The 14107-nt window shown below is 65.3% G+C and carries 13 protein-coding genes; 8 read left to right on the forward strand and 5 right to left on the reverse strand.

Annotation, left to right across the window (positions count from 1 at the left end; translation table 11 throughout):
• Nucleotides 1-12: 12 nt before the first annotated feature.
• The 4 genes from ACTJK6_RS06655 to ACTJK6_RS06670 all read left to right on the forward strand — a co-directional run bounded on the left by ACTJK6_RS06655 (nucleotide 13) and on the right by ACTJK6_RS06670 (nucleotide 3058).
• A complete protein-coding gene (locus ACTJK6_RS06655) occupies nucleotides 13-765 on the forward strand; it encodes a lysophospholipid acyltransferase family protein (protein ID WP_232041979.1) in 753 nt (250 codons plus the stop codon).
• Nucleotides 762-1640, forward strand: a complete 879-nt coding sequence (locus ACTJK6_RS06660) for a M48 family metallopeptidase (protein WP_260803053.1) — start codon at nucleotides 762-764, stop codon at nucleotides 1638-1640. Before ACTJK6_RS06655 ends, ACTJK6_RS06660 begins: the two co-directional genes overlap by 4 nt.
• Before the next feature lie 121 nt (nucleotides 1641-1761).
• Nucleotides 1762-2169 carry a lactoylglutathione lyase gene (gloA, locus tag ACTJK6_RS06665; protein WP_024976612.1) on the forward strand — a complete coding sequence of 136 codons (408 nt, stop codon included), beginning with the start codon at nucleotides 1762-1764 and terminating at the stop codon, nucleotides 2167-2169.
• Entirely contained in the window at nucleotides 2153-3058 is a 906-nt protein-coding gene (locus ACTJK6_RS06670) for a DMT family transporter (protein WP_440838583.1), read from the forward strand. The genes gloA and ACTJK6_RS06670 overlap by 17 nt, the downstream gene beginning before the upstream one ends.
• On the opposite strand, the gene rsmA is transcribed toward ACTJK6_RS06670, so the two are convergent.
• The 4 genes from rsmA to ACTJK6_RS06690 all read right to left on the reverse strand — a co-directional run bounded on the left by rsmA (nucleotide 3045) and on the right by ACTJK6_RS06690 (nucleotide 8950).
• Entirely contained in the window at nucleotides 3045-3890 is an 846-nt protein-coding gene (gene rsmA / locus ACTJK6_RS06675) for a 16S rRNA (adenine(1518)-N(6)/adenine(1519)-N(6))-dimethyltransferase RsmA (RefSeq protein ID WP_440838584.1), read from the reverse strand. The genes ACTJK6_RS06670 and rsmA overlap by 14 nt on opposite strands.
• Before the next feature lie 31 nt (nucleotides 3891-3921).
• A complete protein-coding gene (gene pdxA, locus ACTJK6_RS06680) occupies nucleotides 3922-4938 on the reverse strand; it encodes a 4-hydroxythreonine-4-phosphate dehydrogenase PdxA (RefSeq protein ID WP_440838585.1) in 1017 nt (338 codons plus the stop codon).
• Nucleotides 4939-5025: 87 nt separating this feature from the next.
• Nucleotides 5026-6528: a peptidylprolyl isomerase gene (locus ACTJK6_RS06685; protein ID WP_440838586.1), complete on the reverse strand. Its 1503-nt coding sequence runs from the start codon at nucleotides 6526-6528 to the stop codon at nucleotides 5026-5028.
• On the reverse strand, nucleotides 6521-8950 hold the full coding sequence (locus tag ACTJK6_RS06690; RefSeq protein ID WP_440838587.1) for an LPS-assembly protein LptD: 2430 nt from the start codon (nucleotides 8948-8950) through the stop codon (nucleotides 6521-6523). Before ACTJK6_RS06690 ends, ACTJK6_RS06685 begins: the two co-directional genes overlap by 8 nt.
• Nucleotides 8951-9126: 176 nt before the next feature.
• Between ACTJK6_RS06690 and ACTJK6_RS06695 the strand changes: the two genes are divergently transcribed.
• Genes ACTJK6_RS06695 through murU form a run of 4 tightly spaced genes read left to right on the forward strand, consistent with a single transcriptional unit; the run spans nucleotide 9127 to nucleotide 11961 of the window.
• Nucleotides 9127-10200 carry an aminoglycoside phosphotransferase family protein gene (locus ACTJK6_RS06695; protein ID WP_316868322.1) on the forward strand — a complete coding sequence of 358 codons (1074 nt, stop codon included), beginning with the start codon at nucleotides 9127-9129 and terminating at the stop codon, nucleotides 10198-10200.
• Complete coding sequence (locus ACTJK6_RS06700) at nucleotides 10200-10928, forward strand: AzlC family ABC transporter permease (protein ID WP_260803059.1); 729 nt, start codon at nucleotides 10200-10202, stop codon at nucleotides 10926-10928. Before ACTJK6_RS06695 ends, ACTJK6_RS06700 begins: the two co-directional genes overlap by 1 nt.
• Complete coding sequence (locus tag ACTJK6_RS06705) at nucleotides 10925-11251, forward strand: AzlD domain-containing protein (protein ID WP_440838588.1); 327 nt, start codon at nucleotides 10925-10927, stop codon at nucleotides 11249-11251. Before ACTJK6_RS06700 ends, ACTJK6_RS06705 begins: the two co-directional genes overlap by 4 nt.
• Nucleotides 11252-11268: 17 nt before the next feature.
• Nucleotides 11269-11961, forward strand: coding sequence for an N-acetylmuramate alpha-1-phosphate uridylyltransferase MurU (gene murU / locus ACTJK6_RS06710; RefSeq protein WP_440838797.1), 693 nt, complete (start codon nucleotides 11269-11271; stop codon nucleotides 11959-11961).
• Between the two features lie 4 nt (nucleotides 11962-11965).
• On the opposite strand, the gene ACTJK6_RS06715 is transcribed toward murU, so the two are convergent.
• A complete protein-coding gene (locus ACTJK6_RS06715; protein WP_440838589.1) occupies nucleotides 11966-14023 on the reverse strand; it encodes a putative bifunctional diguanylate cyclase/phosphodiesterase in 2058 nt (685 codons plus the stop codon).
• Nucleotides 14024-14107 lie beyond the last annotated feature (84 nt).

Raw genomic sequence — 14107 nt, forward strand, 5'->3', positions numbered from 1 at the left:
AATGCGCCCCCGATGACTTTTATCCGTTCGCTGCTGTACCTGGTCTTCTTGATCGTCTGGACACCGATTTACGCGGTGGCCTGCTTCATCGTCTTTCCGTTCATGAACCCGCACCGCCGTTTCTGGATGGTGTCCGGCTGGACGAAGTCCGCCATCTGGATGGCGCGCGGGCTGCTCGGCATCCGCTGGCAATACCAGGGCTGGGAGAACATCGAGGAAGCCGTCGCCACCAACAAGCAGGTGGTGCTGCTTTCCAAGCATCAGTCGGCGTGGGAAACCATGGCCTATGTTGCGACCATGCCGCGCCCGCTGTGCTACGTGTTCAAGCGCGAGCTGCTGTATGTGCCGTTCTTCGGATGGGCACTCGGCATGCTCAAGATGGTGCACATCAACCGCAAGGACGGCGCCAATGCGTTCGCTTCCGTCGCGCGCCAGGGTAAGGAGCGCCTTGCCGATGGCGCATGGGTGATCATGTTTCCCGAAGGCACGCGCACACGCTCCGGCGACCCGAAGCCGCGCTACAAGAGCGGCGGTGCGCGCTTTGCCGTGGATACCGGCGCATGGGTCATCCCCATCGCGCACAACTCCGGCCGCGTGTGGCCGCGCAATTCGTTCCTGAAGCACCCGGGCTTGATCACGCTGTCGGTCGGGCCAGCCATATCGAGCGCCGGCAAGACCAGCGATGAACTCAACCGCGAAGTCGAAGCGTGGATCGAAGCAGAAATGCGTAGAATCGACGCTGATAGCTACCGCGAGCACGCATGAAACTGCTGCGCCCACCGACTTCGCCCACCACCGCCGACAGCGTCCAGCTTGAACTGCCGCTGCTCGCGCCCGAAGCCCCGTCGCCATCGCAGTCGCCAGACGCATCCCTCCTCGCACCGCCCGCACTCGACTTTTCCACCGCACCGCTCGGCCCCAATCAGCGCCGCCTGACGCTGGGCGAGCGTGCGCTGATCTATAACCTCAAGCGTTCGTCGCGGCGCACCATCGGCTTTGTCATCGATGATCGCGGCTTGTCGATCACGGCACCGCGCTGGGTCACACTCGCCGAAATCGAACACGCCATCGCCGAAAAGCAGAAGTGGATCTTCGCCAAGCTGGCCGAATGGCGCGCGAACGCCGCACGCCGCATGCTGCCGCCCATGGAGTGGCAGGACGGCGCCGGGCTGCCGTTCCTCGGCAAAACGATCACGCTCAAGCTGGAGTCGCCGATCGGCGCGTTGATGTTCGATGCCGACACCAGCATGCTGCACCTGGGCCTGCCGCCCAGCACCACCGAGCAGCAGATCAAGGACCGCGTACAAGGCTGGCTGCAGACGCAGGCGCGACGCCTCTTCGGCGAACGACTTGAGGTGTATGCCGAGCGCCTGGGTGTGCGGCACAGCGCGTATGCGTTGTCTTCAGCTGCCACGCGGTGGGGAAGCTGCACCGCCGACGGCAAGATCCGTCTGAACTGGCGCCTGGTGCATTTCCCGCTGAGCTTGATCGACTACGTGGTTGCGCATGAGCTCGCGCACCTCAAGGAAATGAACCACAGCCCGCGCTTCTGGGATACGGTGGAGTCGATCTTTCCTGAGTTTCGTGAGGCCCGGGAGCAACTGCGCTCGCATCCGCCGGAATACTTGCCGGCGTTCTGATTCGCCTCGCCCACGCCGCAACGGCGTGTGAGGGATGCGGCTGCATAAAAATCCTCGCCTGCAGGCTCCGCCACACCCTCCTACAATATGGCCTTCCGCAGTCCCCCAGGAAGGAAATCCCATGCGAATGCTCCACACCATGCTGCGCGTCGGCGACATGCAGCGATCGATCGACTTCTACACCAAGGTGCTCGGCATGCAGCTGCTGCGCACCAGTGATAACCCGGAATACAAATACTCCCTCGCGTTCGTCGGCTACGGCCCGGAGGCCGGTAACACGGTCATCGAGCTGACCTACAACTACGGCGTCAGCGAATACGATCTCGGCTCGGCGTTCGGCCACCTGGCAATCGAGGTCGACAATGCCGCGCAAGCCTGCGACCAGATCCGCAACGCGGGCGGCAAGGTCACGCGCGAAGCGGGCCCGGTCAAGGGCGGCAGCACCATCATTGCGTTCGTGGAAGATCCGGACGGCTACAAGATCGAGCTGATCCAGGCACGCTCGATGCCCGATGGCAACCGCCACTGACGCCATCCGCCGGCCGCTGGACGGCACCGCCATCGGCCTGATGGTGGTGTTGTGCATGTGCTGGGGCTTTCAGCAGGTCGCCATCAAGGTGGCTGCGCATGACGTGGGCCCCGTCATGCAAGCCGGCGTGCGCTCGGCCATCGCGTCGGTCCTGGTGTTCGCTTTTGCGCTGTGGCGCGGCACGTGCCTCTCGTTGCGTGACGGCACGCTGGCCGGCGGCCTGATGGCCGGTGTGCTCTTCGGCGTCGAGTTCCTGTGCATCTTCATCGGTCTTGGCTACACGACCGCCTCGCGCATGGCGGTGTTCCTCTACACCGCACCAATCTTCACCGCGCTCGGCCTGCACTTCTTTGTCCCGGGTGAGCACCTGCGCCCGCGCCAGTGGACCGGCATCGGCATTGCGTTTGGGGGGATCGTGCTGGCGTTTGCCGACGGTGTCCTGCACCCGGCAGCCGGGCCATCAACCTCATTGGGTGACGCGCTGGGCGTGGCAGCAGGCGCGTTATGGGGCGCGACGACCATCGTCGTGCGCGCAAGCAAGCTCTCCGAAGCCCCGGCGGCGAAGACGCTGCTGTACCAATTGGCTGTTTCCGCCGTGTTGCTGCTGTTGATGGCCGCCGGCACCGGGCAGGTCTTTACCGCGAACCTCACGCCCACGGCGCTGGCGAGCCTCGCTTACCAGTCTGTGCTGATCGCATTCGCCAGTTACCTGACGTGGTTCTGGCTACTGCGCCGCTACCTGGCATCGCGGCTATCAGTGTTCTCGTTCCTGACGCCGATGTTTGGCGTGGCGTTTGGTGTGCTGCTGTTGCACGAACCGGTGGGCCTGCGGTTTGCGCTGGCCGCGGCGCTCGTGCTGTCGGGCATCCTGCTCGTCAATCTTCGCTAAGCTCGGAAACGCTGCCGGCGATTCGGTTGGCCGGCAGCGCATTCGCCACCGCCACGAAGTCTTCCACCGGCACTTCTTCCGCGCGACGGCCCAGGTCAAAGCCAAGCGCTTCGAAATCGATCACGTCGCGCAGCGCGCCCAGCGTGTTGCGCAACACCTTGCGCCGCTGCGAAAACGCCATCGTCACCACCGTGCCTAGCGCGCGCATATCGACCGGCGCATACGGCGATTTATCGGCCGGCCAGGGAATCATCCGCACCACCGCCGAATCCACCTTGGGCGGCGGGTTGAACGAACCCGGCGGCACATCCAGCACCAGCTCCATGTAGTACCGCACCTGCAGCATCACCGAAAGCCGGCTGAACGCCTTGCTACCCGGCGCGGCCACCATGCGGTCGACCACCTCTTTCTGCAGCATGAAATGCTGATCGCGCACGCGGTCGGCAAACGTGGCCAGATGGAACAGCAGCGGGCTCGAGATGTTGTACGGCAGGTTGCCGACGATGCGCAGCGGCCGGCCCGCCTCCACCAGCGATCCGAAATCAAACGCGAGTGCATCACCTGCATGCACGATCAGCCGATCGCCGAAACGCTTCTGCAAGCGCGCAACCAGATCGCGGTCCAGCTCGACCACCTGCAGCGTGCGCACACGCTCCATGAGCGGCACGGTGAGTGCGCCCAGGCCCGGGCCGATTTCGACGAGCAAATCGTCGGGCTTCGGATCGATGGCGGCAACGATGGCGTGGATCACGCCGTCATCGACCAGGAAGTTCTGGCCGAAGCGCTTGCGGGCCTGGTGCCCCTGGTGAACGCCGGTCGTGGATCGTGCCATTGCGAACTCGAAATCGAAAAGGTGAAGAAACTCAGGAACGCGCCGTGTGCCGCGCCATGGCGATGGCGGTATCGATCGCCTCGATCATGCTGCCGAACTCGGCGCGGCACGTGCCTGCCAAGTCCAGCGCCGTGCCGTGGTCTACCGACGTGCGCACGAACGGCAGGCCCAGCGTGATGTTCACGCCGTGCCCAAAGGTGCCGTACTTGAGCGGCGCCAAGCCTTGGTCGTGGTACATCGCCAGCACGCAATCGGCGTCAGCCAGAAGGCGCGGCTGGAACAGCGTATCGGCAGGATACGGACCGTGCGCATCGATTCCGCGCGCACGCGCACGCGCGATGGCGGGCTCGATCACCTCGATCTCTTCGCGGCCGAGGTGACCTGATTCACCCGCATGCGGATTCAACCCCGTCACGAGGATACGCGGTGCGGCCAAGCCGAAGCGCGTACGCAGATCACGCTGCACGATGTCCAGCGTTTCATCAAGCACCGTGGGCGTGATGGCGTCCGGCACCTCGCGCAGCGGCAAGTGCGTCGTCGCCAGTGCCACACGCAGCATGGCGTTGTCGTGCGCCGGCTGCGGGCCAGCGAGCATCATCACCACGCGCGGCGTGTGGCTGCGCTCCGCCAGGTATTCGGTATGGCCGGTAAACGGCACCCCTGCGTCGTTGATCGTGCTCTTCTGTACTGGCGCCGTGACAATCGCGTCGTAGCGGACGCCGTCCACCGTGCCAATCTGGCAGCCGTCGATGGCGGCATCGAGCAGGTTCAGCACATAGCGGCCGTTGGCGGCATCGAGCACGCCAGCGCGCACCGGCGCACCCAGCGGGCGCTCCACAATGGTCAGCGCCGTGGACGCAACGCGCCAGAAATCGCCCTGCCCGATCGCGTCAGCGCGCGCCTGCAGCAATGCCGCATCGCCAATCACATGCCACTGCACATCGGCGTAACGCGGCGAGGCCTGCCGCGCCAGGTGCAGCAACGCAGCCACGGTGATGTCGGGACCGATACCGGCGGGCTCGCCGGTGGTGATGGCAATGTTCAACATGCAGCGCTTTCCTGCGATGGTTTCCGGTCGATCTAGAAACGCCACGGCCGCCCGCAGGCGGCCGTGAGCGATGCGGATATCCGTAGCTTACTGCTGGCGGTTCACGCGGTATTCCACGTGCGCTGAGTCGCGCAGCTCACGCAGCCAATCCTCATAGGCGGCCTGCACCTTCTTCTCGCGGATCACCGAGCGTGCGTAGTCGCGCTCGCGGTCTCCCGACACCTCTGCCTCGCGGCGGCCCTCCACCTGGATCAGGTGCACACCGAACTGGCTCTGCACGGGTTGCGACACCTCACCCGGCTTGAGCTGGTTCATCGCCTGCTCGAACTCCGGCACCAGCTGGCCCGGCGACACCCAGCCCAGCTCGCCACCTGCACCGGCCGAACCGTCCTGCGAATACCGGCGCGCCGCATCGCCAAAGTCATAGCCGTGGACGATGCGGTCACGCAGGCCTGCCAACTGGCGGCGCGCGTCGTCCGCAGACATCGTCGGACCGGTCTTGATCAGGATGTGGCGCACTTGCGTCTGCTGCACCTTGGCGGCAATCGCGGTGCTCGGTGCGCGCTTCTCCAACAGCTTGATCACGTGATAGCCGGCCGGGCTTTCGACCACTTGGCTCGCCACTTGGCCCGCCTTCATGTCGACCACGGCGTTGGCGAACACAGCCGGCAAGCGACCGATCGGACGCAGCCCAAGCTCGCCGCCTTGCGAGGCATCCTGCGCACCCGAATTGTCACGCGCGAGCTTGGCGAAATCCGCGCCGCCCTGCGCCTGCTTGAGCAGGCTTTCGGCCTTGGTGCGCGCTGCAGCCTTCTCCGCATCCGTGGCGCCTTCCGCGACCGGCACGAGAATCTGCGCGACGTTGTATTGCTGCTCGCCAGCCGGGGCCGTTCCGCCGCCCTGCTGCGCCAAATAATTGTCGATCTCGCCGTCGTAGACCTGCACCTTGGAGTCGACCTCGCGCTCGCGCAAGCGCGCCAGCAGGATTTCCTGACGCAGGTCGTCGCGGTACTTGTCGTACGTCATGCCGGCATCCTTCAGCTTGCTCTTGAGCTGCGGCACGGACAGGTTGTTGCGCTGGGCCACGCTTTCCACGGCACGATCCACGTCGGCGTCGGACACGCGGATGCCGCTTTCCTTGGCGCTCTGCGCCTGCACGCGCTCCAGGATCAGCTGCTCAAGCACTTCACCGAGCATATCGGCGCGCGGCGGCAGCGGACGGTTCTGTGCGCGGAACGTGCGCTCCACCAGATCCGCGCGGTTCAGCAGTTCGCGGCGCGTGATGACGTCGGTGTTGACCACGGCCACCACTTCGTCGACCAGTTGGCTGCGCGGCGCACCCGGAGCCGTCGGCTCGGGCAGTGTGCCCTGCAGCAGCGGCTGGCTTGGCGACGAGCCCGGGTTGGCGAAGATGCCGCGCACCGGTGCACTCTTCTTTGCCGATTGCGCCTGCTGCGCGTGGACGGCTGGCGACAGCGTGGTCCCCGCGATCAGCGCGACCAGCACGCCGGTAGCAACCCGCAAGCGGCCCAGAGGAGCCACACGCGTGGCGAAAGCGGTCGATTGGAAAGCCATGATGTCGTTATTCATATTGATCCAGCACGGACGGCGTGATCGGCTGCGCGGTCACCGGCTGGTAGCCGGGCACGTTCAGACGAATCACGTCGATCGGATTGTTCCCCACCTTCGACAAACCCTTGAATTCGATCTGGGCAAAGATATGCGTCGTATAGCCCGAAACCGCATTGCTGTAGCGCTGTACCGCCAGTCGGCCGACCCAGCAGTCCGCCACATACTCGAGGCCAAGCAGCATATCCGACGGCTTGCGCGCATCCAGGTCGTAACCGATGCGGCCCAGACCGTACAGGCGCCGTGTGATCGGCCACTGCGTTGAGATATCGGCCTGTTCCAGAGGCAGTTGGCCGGTATTGGCATCTTGCCGGTAATAGCGGTAGCCCAGGTTGATCACCTTGTTGGCTTCCGGCTTCCAGCTGAACGCGACCGTCGAGCGCATGATGCGGTCGATGTCCTGATTGTACTGAAGGTTCGTATCGAAAAAGATGCCGCGGAACATCTGGATCGTGGTCGCGCCCAGAAGGTCCGAATAGCGGCGCACCGACGTCGGCGCCGCCCCCGCCAACGTCACGCGCTGTCCTTCAAAATCGATGCGTTGCGCGATCGTGGCCCGCAAGCGCTCAATGCCTGACTCGGCCTCAATGAAGCGCGTGGTCACGCCAGCCGTCAGTTTGTTGTTGTCGGCAATGCGGTCATAGCCGGTGTACGGGTTCTCCGTAAAGATCTGGCCGAGGTTGTAGTCCGACTGACCGGTATCGAACAACGGAATCTGCGACTGATCGCGATACGGCGTGTACACATAGAACACGCGCGGCTCCAGCGTCTGGATGTAGTTGACGCCAAACAGCTTGGTGACCAGCGGCGCATCGCGCTCGAACGTCATGCCCGAATCGAGCGAGAACGTGGGCAGCGTGCGATTGATCTGCGTGTCCTGCGTATCGCCTGCAGGACGATCCAGGCGGTATGCGGTGGTGTTCAGAATGAACTTCGGCGTGACGTACCAGCCCGGACGGATGATCGGGTAGCTGATCGTCGGCTGCATGAACAGCCGCTCGCCCTGGACAGTATTGGCCGTTGGGATCGAGAACCGGGTGTAATCGGTCAGGAAATTAACGTCAAAGCCGCCAAGGTCGTACTTGTTATAGGTCAGGCTCAGCTGCGGCAGTCGCTCATACGGTGCTGCCAGTGGCGTTGTGGCGGTCGACAGCGTCTGGAACTTCTGCACACGCGCCAACGCAACCCAGTCGCCGAACGAGTAAGTCACCCCGCCTTCCTGGGTGTACTGACGCTGCGTCGCCGTGACGATGCTGCGGCCCAGGTCATCCGGGTAGGTGTTATCGGAGACCTTGTTGTAGTTGATGTAGCCGGTCAGGCCAGGCGCCAGGCGCTGGGTGTGCAATGCCGAAATCGACCAACGATTGCGACCCGCCTCACGATCATCGGGCAGGAATTCGCCGCGCAGGACGCCGTTGTACGACGTACCGAGATAACGGTACTCGGCGCCAAGCTGCAGGCCACGCTGGCTCAGCAGACGCGGGTACAACGTCAGATCACGGTTCGGCGCGATGTTGAAGTAGTACGGCAGCGTGATGTCTGTCCCGCTGCGGCTGTTGTAGCCGAACACCGGGGCGAGGAAGCCGCTGCGCCGGTCGTCATTGAGCGGGAAGTCCATGATCGGCGCGGCAAACACCGGCACGCCGAAGAAGTGCAGCACGCCGTTGCGGCCAGTGCCGACCTGGCGGTCGCTGTCGATGTCGATGCGGCTTGCGCTGAAGTACCAGTCGACGTTGTCAGGCGAGCACGTAGTGTACGTACCGCGCGTGATGCGGCTGTTGTCCTTGTCGATGAAATCGATGCGGTCTGCGGTGCCGTGCCCGCCGGTCGTGTGGAACTCGTACGTGGGCGTGCTGATGGTGCCTTCGTTGGCCGTGACCTTGAGCTTGGCGTCCGGGCCGGTGACGAGCGTGCCGCCCTTGAACAGACGCACGTTGCCGGTGGCGGTGGCAACGTCGGTGTCCTGGTTGTAGTCGAGCGTGTCGCCCTTGAGCACCGAACCGTTGCGGCGCAGTTCGCCATGGCCGCGCAGGTGGATGTCTTCGTTGGTGCGGCCGTCCATCTTGTCGGCCGCGGTAAAGGTCGGGACGGTGTTGTCCGGGCGCTGGACGGGCTCGGCCATCTTGGGCACCAGCGGGCTGCCGCCGGGCGTGGTCGGGCCGGACGTGGCCAGGGCTGTGACCGACGAGGCCGGGGTGACAGCAGGCGCCGTCGCTTGCGTGGTGTCCGCGCTCTGCGCCGCGGACGTCGCTGTCCAGACACCGGCCACCGCAAATACCAGCGGGCGCAATGCCAGCGTGCCACGCCGGTTGGCGGGCCGCTGATCGGGCGCGGCAACAGCAGCGCGCTGCCGGTTTTTCCTGGCTCGGTTCGGTTCGGTCATGCAGATCGGGAACAGGGCCGCGCGCGCAACGGCACGCACAGGCACAAAATCAGTCAGTACTGCGATCAATCCCGCCGCCGGACGCGGCCTGGACAGGGCCGGCGCTCGCTCGCGGCGAAACTCGGTCGGGTATTATACGGGGCTTCCTTCCAGCCTCATTCCAGCATTCTCTCAGCATGGCTTCGACCCCTGGCGCCGCAGCAGGCGCAACCGACGCACGCCTTGGCCAACTGCGCGACTGGCTCGGCACATTGCCCGCCGCCCACGGCTTGCGCATCGACACGCTGCAACCCGCTTCGGCCGATGCCAGCTTCCGCCGCTATTTCCGCCTGGACAGCGCAGTCAGTGGCAAACCCGGCACGCTGGTCGTCATGGACGCCCCGCCGCCGCAGGAAGATTGCCGCCCGTTTGTCCACGTGGCGGGCCTGCTGAATGGGGCCGGCGTGCATGCACCTCAGGTGCTGGAGCGGGATCTCGCGCGGGGCTTCCTGCTGCTAACCGATCTGGGCCCGCAAACGTATCTGCAATCGCTGCGCGAGCACGATTTCGACCTCGCCTACGCCAACACGCTGTTCCGCCCGGCCATCCATACCCTGGTGCGCTGGCAATTGGCCTCACGCGAAGGCGAGCTGCCGCCGTATGACGAAGCGCTGCTGCGCCGCGAGCTGTCGCTGTTTCCCGACTGGTATGTCGAGCGCCACCTGCAACGCCCGCTGGACGCCGCGCAGCGCGAATCGCTCGACAAGGTGTTCAAGCTGCTGGTCGACAGCGCCTTGGCCCAGCCGCGCGTGTACGTCCACCGTGACTACATGCCGCGCAACCTGATGATCAACGTGGCCGACCCGTCGCAGCCGGGCGTGCTGGACTTCCAGGATGCCGTCTACGGCCCGATCACCTACGACGCCGCCTCGCTGCTGCGCGACGCCTTCCTGTCGTGGGACGAAGAGCAGGAGCTCGATTGGGCCGTGCGCTACTGGGAAGCGGCCCGCGCCGCCAAGCTGCCCGTGGACGACGACTTCGGCGAGTTCTACCGCGCGCTCGAATGGATGGGCGCGCAACGCCATCTGAAGGTAGCCGGCATCTTCGCGCGCCTGCGCTACCGCGACGGCAAGACCGGCTACGTAGAAGACACTCCGCGCTTCATCGCCTACCTGCGCCGTGTATGCAGCCGCTACAACGCGCTGGCGCCGCTGGCCCGCCTGCTCGATCAACTCGAAGATCGCGCGCAGCAGATCGGCTATACGTTCTGATGGCCTCCTCCCGCGCCGTCGAGTTTCGCGCCGGCATGCTGGCACTCGCGCCCATGTTGCTGGGTGTGGTGCCGTTCGGCCTGATCTACGGCGTGCTGGCCACGTCCGCCGGCATGCCCGCGTGGCTTGCCGTGGTGATGAGCGCCATCGTTTTCGGTGGCGCCTCGCAGATGATCCTCGTGCAGTTGTGGGCCGGTGGCGCGCCCGCGCTGGTGATTGCGGCGACAGTCTCGATGGTGAATCTGCGGCATGCGCTGTATTCGGCCAGCATTGCGCCGGCGCTCGCGCACTTGCCGCGCCGCTGGAAATGGCTGATCGCCTATCTGCTGACCGACGAGGCGTTCGCCGCCATGAACCGCCGCGTTGTCACCGCGCAGCCTGGCAGCGAGGAAGCCGCCTACCGCCACTGGTACTTCCTTGGCGCTGGCGTGGCGCTGTGGTCCAGCTGGCAGGCGTCGACGATCGTTGGCGTGGTGCTGGGCGCGCAGGTGCCGACCTCGTGGCCGCTTGATTTCTTCCTGCCGCTCACGTTCATCGCCATCGTGGTGCCGGCGCTGCGCACGCGTGCCCAGCTGGCCGCTGCCGTGACCGGCGCCGCGCTGGCCGTGGCCTGGACGGGCTGGCCGCACAAGCTGGGGCTGATGAGCGCGGCATGTGTGGGCATCGCCGTCGGCGCGCTGGTTGAGCGCTTGCTCGCCCGACCGTCCGACAAGGGGGCCACCGCATGAAAGCCCTCATCCTCTTCGGCGTGTTACTGATTTCCGGCGCGGCCACCTACCTGATCCGCCTATCGTTCATCGCGCTGGAAGGGCGCATGACCCTGCCGATGTGGTTCCGCAGCGCCCTGCCCTACGTGCCGGCCGCGATGTTGACCGCGCTGATCGCGCCCGATCTGCTGATGCGTGACGGCGCGCTCGCAGTGTCGGTCGACAACCCCCGTCTGCTTGCCGGCACCGTCGCCATCGTCATCGCACGGGTGACAAAGAGCGCGATGTGGACCATCGTCGGCGGCATGGCCGTGCTGCTGATTCTCATGAAGGTGATGGCTTGAATTCGACGACGCGCGCCATGATTTTTGCGGCGGGCCGTGGCGACCGCATGCGCCCGCTGACCGACCACACGCCCAAACCCCTGCTCAACGTGGGCGGCAAACCACTGATCGTCTGGCAGATCGAGCGCCTGGCTGCAGCCGGCGTGCGCGACATTGTCATCAACCACGCCTGGCTCGGCGTGCAGATCGAAGCCGCGCTCGGAGATGGCAGCGCGTGGGGCGTGCGCCTCGCGTATTCACCGGAAGGGCAAGCGCTGGAAACGGCAGGCGGCGTCGCCCAGGCGATGCCGCTGCTGCATGCCGGCGATGGGCACAGCGTATTCATTGCTGTCAGCGGCGATGTGTTCTGCGATTACGACTACACCGTGCTATGCGACCGTGCGCCCGCAATGGCGGCGCAAGCGATACCCGGCATGCATTTGGTGATGGTGCCCAATCCGCCCTATCACCTGCGCGGCGATTTCGCTCTGGATGACCAAGGCACACTCCACGCCGAAGGCCCCGAGCGTCTCACGTTCGGCAACATCGGCTTGTACGACACGCGCCTGTTTGCCGGCATCACGCCTGGCACGCGGCTGGCGATGACGCCGTTGTACCACCAGGCCATCGCCGAAGGCCGCGCTACGGGCGAGCGCTTCGACGGTCGCTGGGAAAACGTCGGGACGCCGGCCCAGCTCGCCGCGCTCGACGCGGAAGTCGCGTCGCGCTAAGCACTTACGCCATCGCGGCGCTCAGCGATTCCGCCGTCATCGGGCGGCCCAACAAGTAGCCCTGCAGCGAGTGACAACCGAGCCGCGTAAGAAACGCCTGCTGCTCGGCCGTCTCCACACCTTCTGCGACGATGCGCAGGTTCAGCGTCTGGCCCAGCGCCACGATGGCCGAGACGATGGCCGCGTCTTCCGTGTCGTGCGCCAGGTCGCGCACAAAGCCACGATCGATTTTCAGCTCGCTGGCAGGCAAGCGCTTGAGATACAGCAGACTCGAATAGCCGGTGCCGAAATCGTCGATCGAAATCCGCACACCTATCGCATCGAGCTGCTGCAGGATCTGCAGGCTTGCGTCAACGTCGCGCATGGCGGTCGATTCCGTAATCTCCAGCGTCAAGCTGCGGGGCTCCAGCGCATGGCGCGCGAGCGTGTCGCGCACGGTGTCGATGAGCGCGGCGTGGCTGAACTGCAGCGCGGAGAGATTCACGGCGACGGTCCAGCCGGTGCGCCCCTCGCGGTGCCATTGCGCCATCTGGCGGCAGGCTTCATCCAGCACCCACGTACCCAGCGGCACGATCAGCCCGGTCTTCTCGGCCAGCGGGATGAACTCGTCGGCGGGCACCAGGCCGCGCTGCGGATGCTGCCAGCGCACCAGCGCCTCCACGCCCATGATCGGCCCGTTGGGCGCGTTGAACTTGGGCTGGTAATGCAGCACGAGTTCGTGCCGCTCGACCGCGCGGCGCAGGTCTTGCACGAGCTGCAACTGCTGATGCACGTCGGCGTTCATCGACGGCTCGAAGAAACTGTAGGCGTTCCGGCCCAGGCCCTTCGCGTGGTACATCGCCGCATCGGCATTGGTCAGGAGATCGTGCTGGTTGCCGCCGTCGTCCGGATAGATCGCAATGCCGATGCTGGTGGAAACACGCAACTCGTGACCGCCCGCCATGAAGGGCTCGCGCACCACTTCCAGCAGCGCGTCGGCCAGGGTGCCGGCGTCTTCCGGATCGTCCACATAGGCGAGCACGACGAATTCGTCGCCGCCCACACGCGCGACGGTGTCCTGCTGCCGCACCCGCGCGCCGATGCGCTGCGCGACGTCGATCAGCAGCAGGTCGCCCACGTGGTGGCCATAGACATCGTTGACGGCCTTGAAGCCATCCAGGTCCATGAACATGAGCGCGAAGCGGCGCTTCTCGCGTTCAGCCGTGCGGATCGCCTGCGTCAGGCGGTCTTCCAGCAGGACGCGGTTGGACAGCTTGGTCAGGTTGTCGTGCAGCGCAAGGTAGGCCAGCTCCTTGTTGGCCGCGGCCAGCGAGTTCGCCAGCAAGGCGGTGCGCGCTTCCATGCGCAAGTCGAGCACCGAGATGATGAGCGCGATGGCCAGCACCGCCAGCGTCACGATGATGATGACCAGCGCCAGCCATTCGGCACTCGCCCCGGTGTGCGCAGCGCCGCACACACTGCCGAATGGAAACGCGGCCGCCGACATGCCCACGTAGTGCATGCCGACGATGGCCACGCCCATCACCACCGCCGAACCGGCACGCAGTGCACGAACGCGCCGCGCCTGCCGCCGCAGGCGGAACGCGATCCACAGCGCCACGCCCGATGCCAGCACGGCAATCACGATCGACAGCGCAAACCTCGCGGGGTTGTATTGAATGCCGGGGTTCATGCGCAGCGCGGCCATGCCGGTGTAGTGCATGCCCGCGACACCCGCGCCCATGAGCAGCGCACCGCCTGCCAGGCGCGGCCAAGGCAATTCACGCCGGCTGACCAGCCACAACGCAAACATCGACGCTCCAATGCCGATAGCGAGCGAGGTCAGCGTGATGCCAACGTCATATCCAACCGGGATCGGCAGGTTCAGCGCCAGCATGCCGACAAAGTGCATCGACCAGATACCCAGCCCCATTGCCGATGCGCCGCCGATGAGCCACCACGACGCTGCGCGGCCTTGCGCAGTGACGACACGTCCTGCCATATCCAGCGCCGTATATGACGCCAGGATGGCCACGAAGAGGGAAAGCAGGACAAGAAGAGGGTTGTAACTGCTGGCGAGCATCGGTTCTCCTGGGCAGGCCGATCCAATGCGGCCAGTCCACTGCAAGCGGAGGTCGCAACCGGGATGCAAAACAGGTCAGTATTA

Origin of the sequence: Ralstonia sp. 22086 (assembly GCF_052045975.1) — a bacterium.
Classification (GTDB): domain Bacteria; phylum Pseudomonadota; class Gammaproteobacteria; order Burkholderiales; family Burkholderiaceae; genus Ralstonia; species Ralstonia wenshanensis.

Bases quoted from the DNA above. Each gene is read 5' to 3' on its own strand.
- pdxA (WP_440838585.1), bottom strand. From the start codon at position 4,938: ATGTTGAACATTGCCATCACCACCGGCGAGCCCGCCGGTATCGGTCCC.
- gloA (WP_024976612.1), top strand. From the start codon at position 1,762: ATGCGAATGCTCCACACCATGCTGCGCGTCGGCGACATGCAGCGATCG.
- ACTJK6_RS06685 (WP_440838586.1), bottom strand. From the start codon at position 6,528: ATGAATAACGACATCATGGCTTTCCAATCGACCGCTTTCGCCACGCGT.
- murU (WP_440838797.1), top strand. From the start codon at position 11,269: ATGATTTTTGCGGCGGGCCGTGGCGACCGCATGCGCCCGCTGACCGAC.
- ACTJK6_RS06655 (WP_232041979.1), top strand. From the start codon at position 13: ATGACTTTTATCCGTTCGCTGCTGTACCTGGTCTTCTTGATCGTCTGG.
- ACTJK6_RS06695 (WP_316868322.1), top strand. From the start codon at position 9,127: ATGGCTTCGACCCCTGGCGCCGCAGCAGGCGCAACCGACGCACGCCTT.
- ACTJK6_RS06660 (WP_260803053.1), top strand. From the start codon at position 762: ATGAAACTGCTGCGCCCACCGACTTCGCCCACCACCGCCGACAGCGTC.
- ACTJK6_RS06705 (WP_440838588.1), top strand. From the start codon at position 10,925: ATGAAAGCCCTCATCCTCTTCGGCGTGTTACTGATTTCCGGCGCGGCC.
- ACTJK6_RS06700 (WP_260803059.1), top strand. From the start codon at position 10,200: ATGGCCTCCTCCCGCGCCGTCGAGTTTCGCGCCGGCATGCTGGCACTC.
- rsmA (WP_440838584.1), bottom strand. From the start codon at position 3,890: ATGGCACGATCCACGACCGGCGTTCACCAGGGGCACCAGGCCCGCAAG.
- ACTJK6_RS06715 (WP_440838589.1), bottom strand. From the start codon at position 14,023: ATGCTCGCCAGCAGTTACAACCCTCTTCTTGTCCTGCTTTCCCTCTTC.
- ACTJK6_RS06690 (WP_440838587.1), bottom strand. From the start codon at position 8,950: ATGACCGAACCGAACCGAGCCAGGAAAAACCGGCAGCGCGCTGCTGTT.
- ACTJK6_RS06670 (WP_440838583.1), top strand. From the start codon at position 2,153: ATGGCAACCGCCACTGACGCCATCCGCCGGCCGCTGGACGGCACCGCC.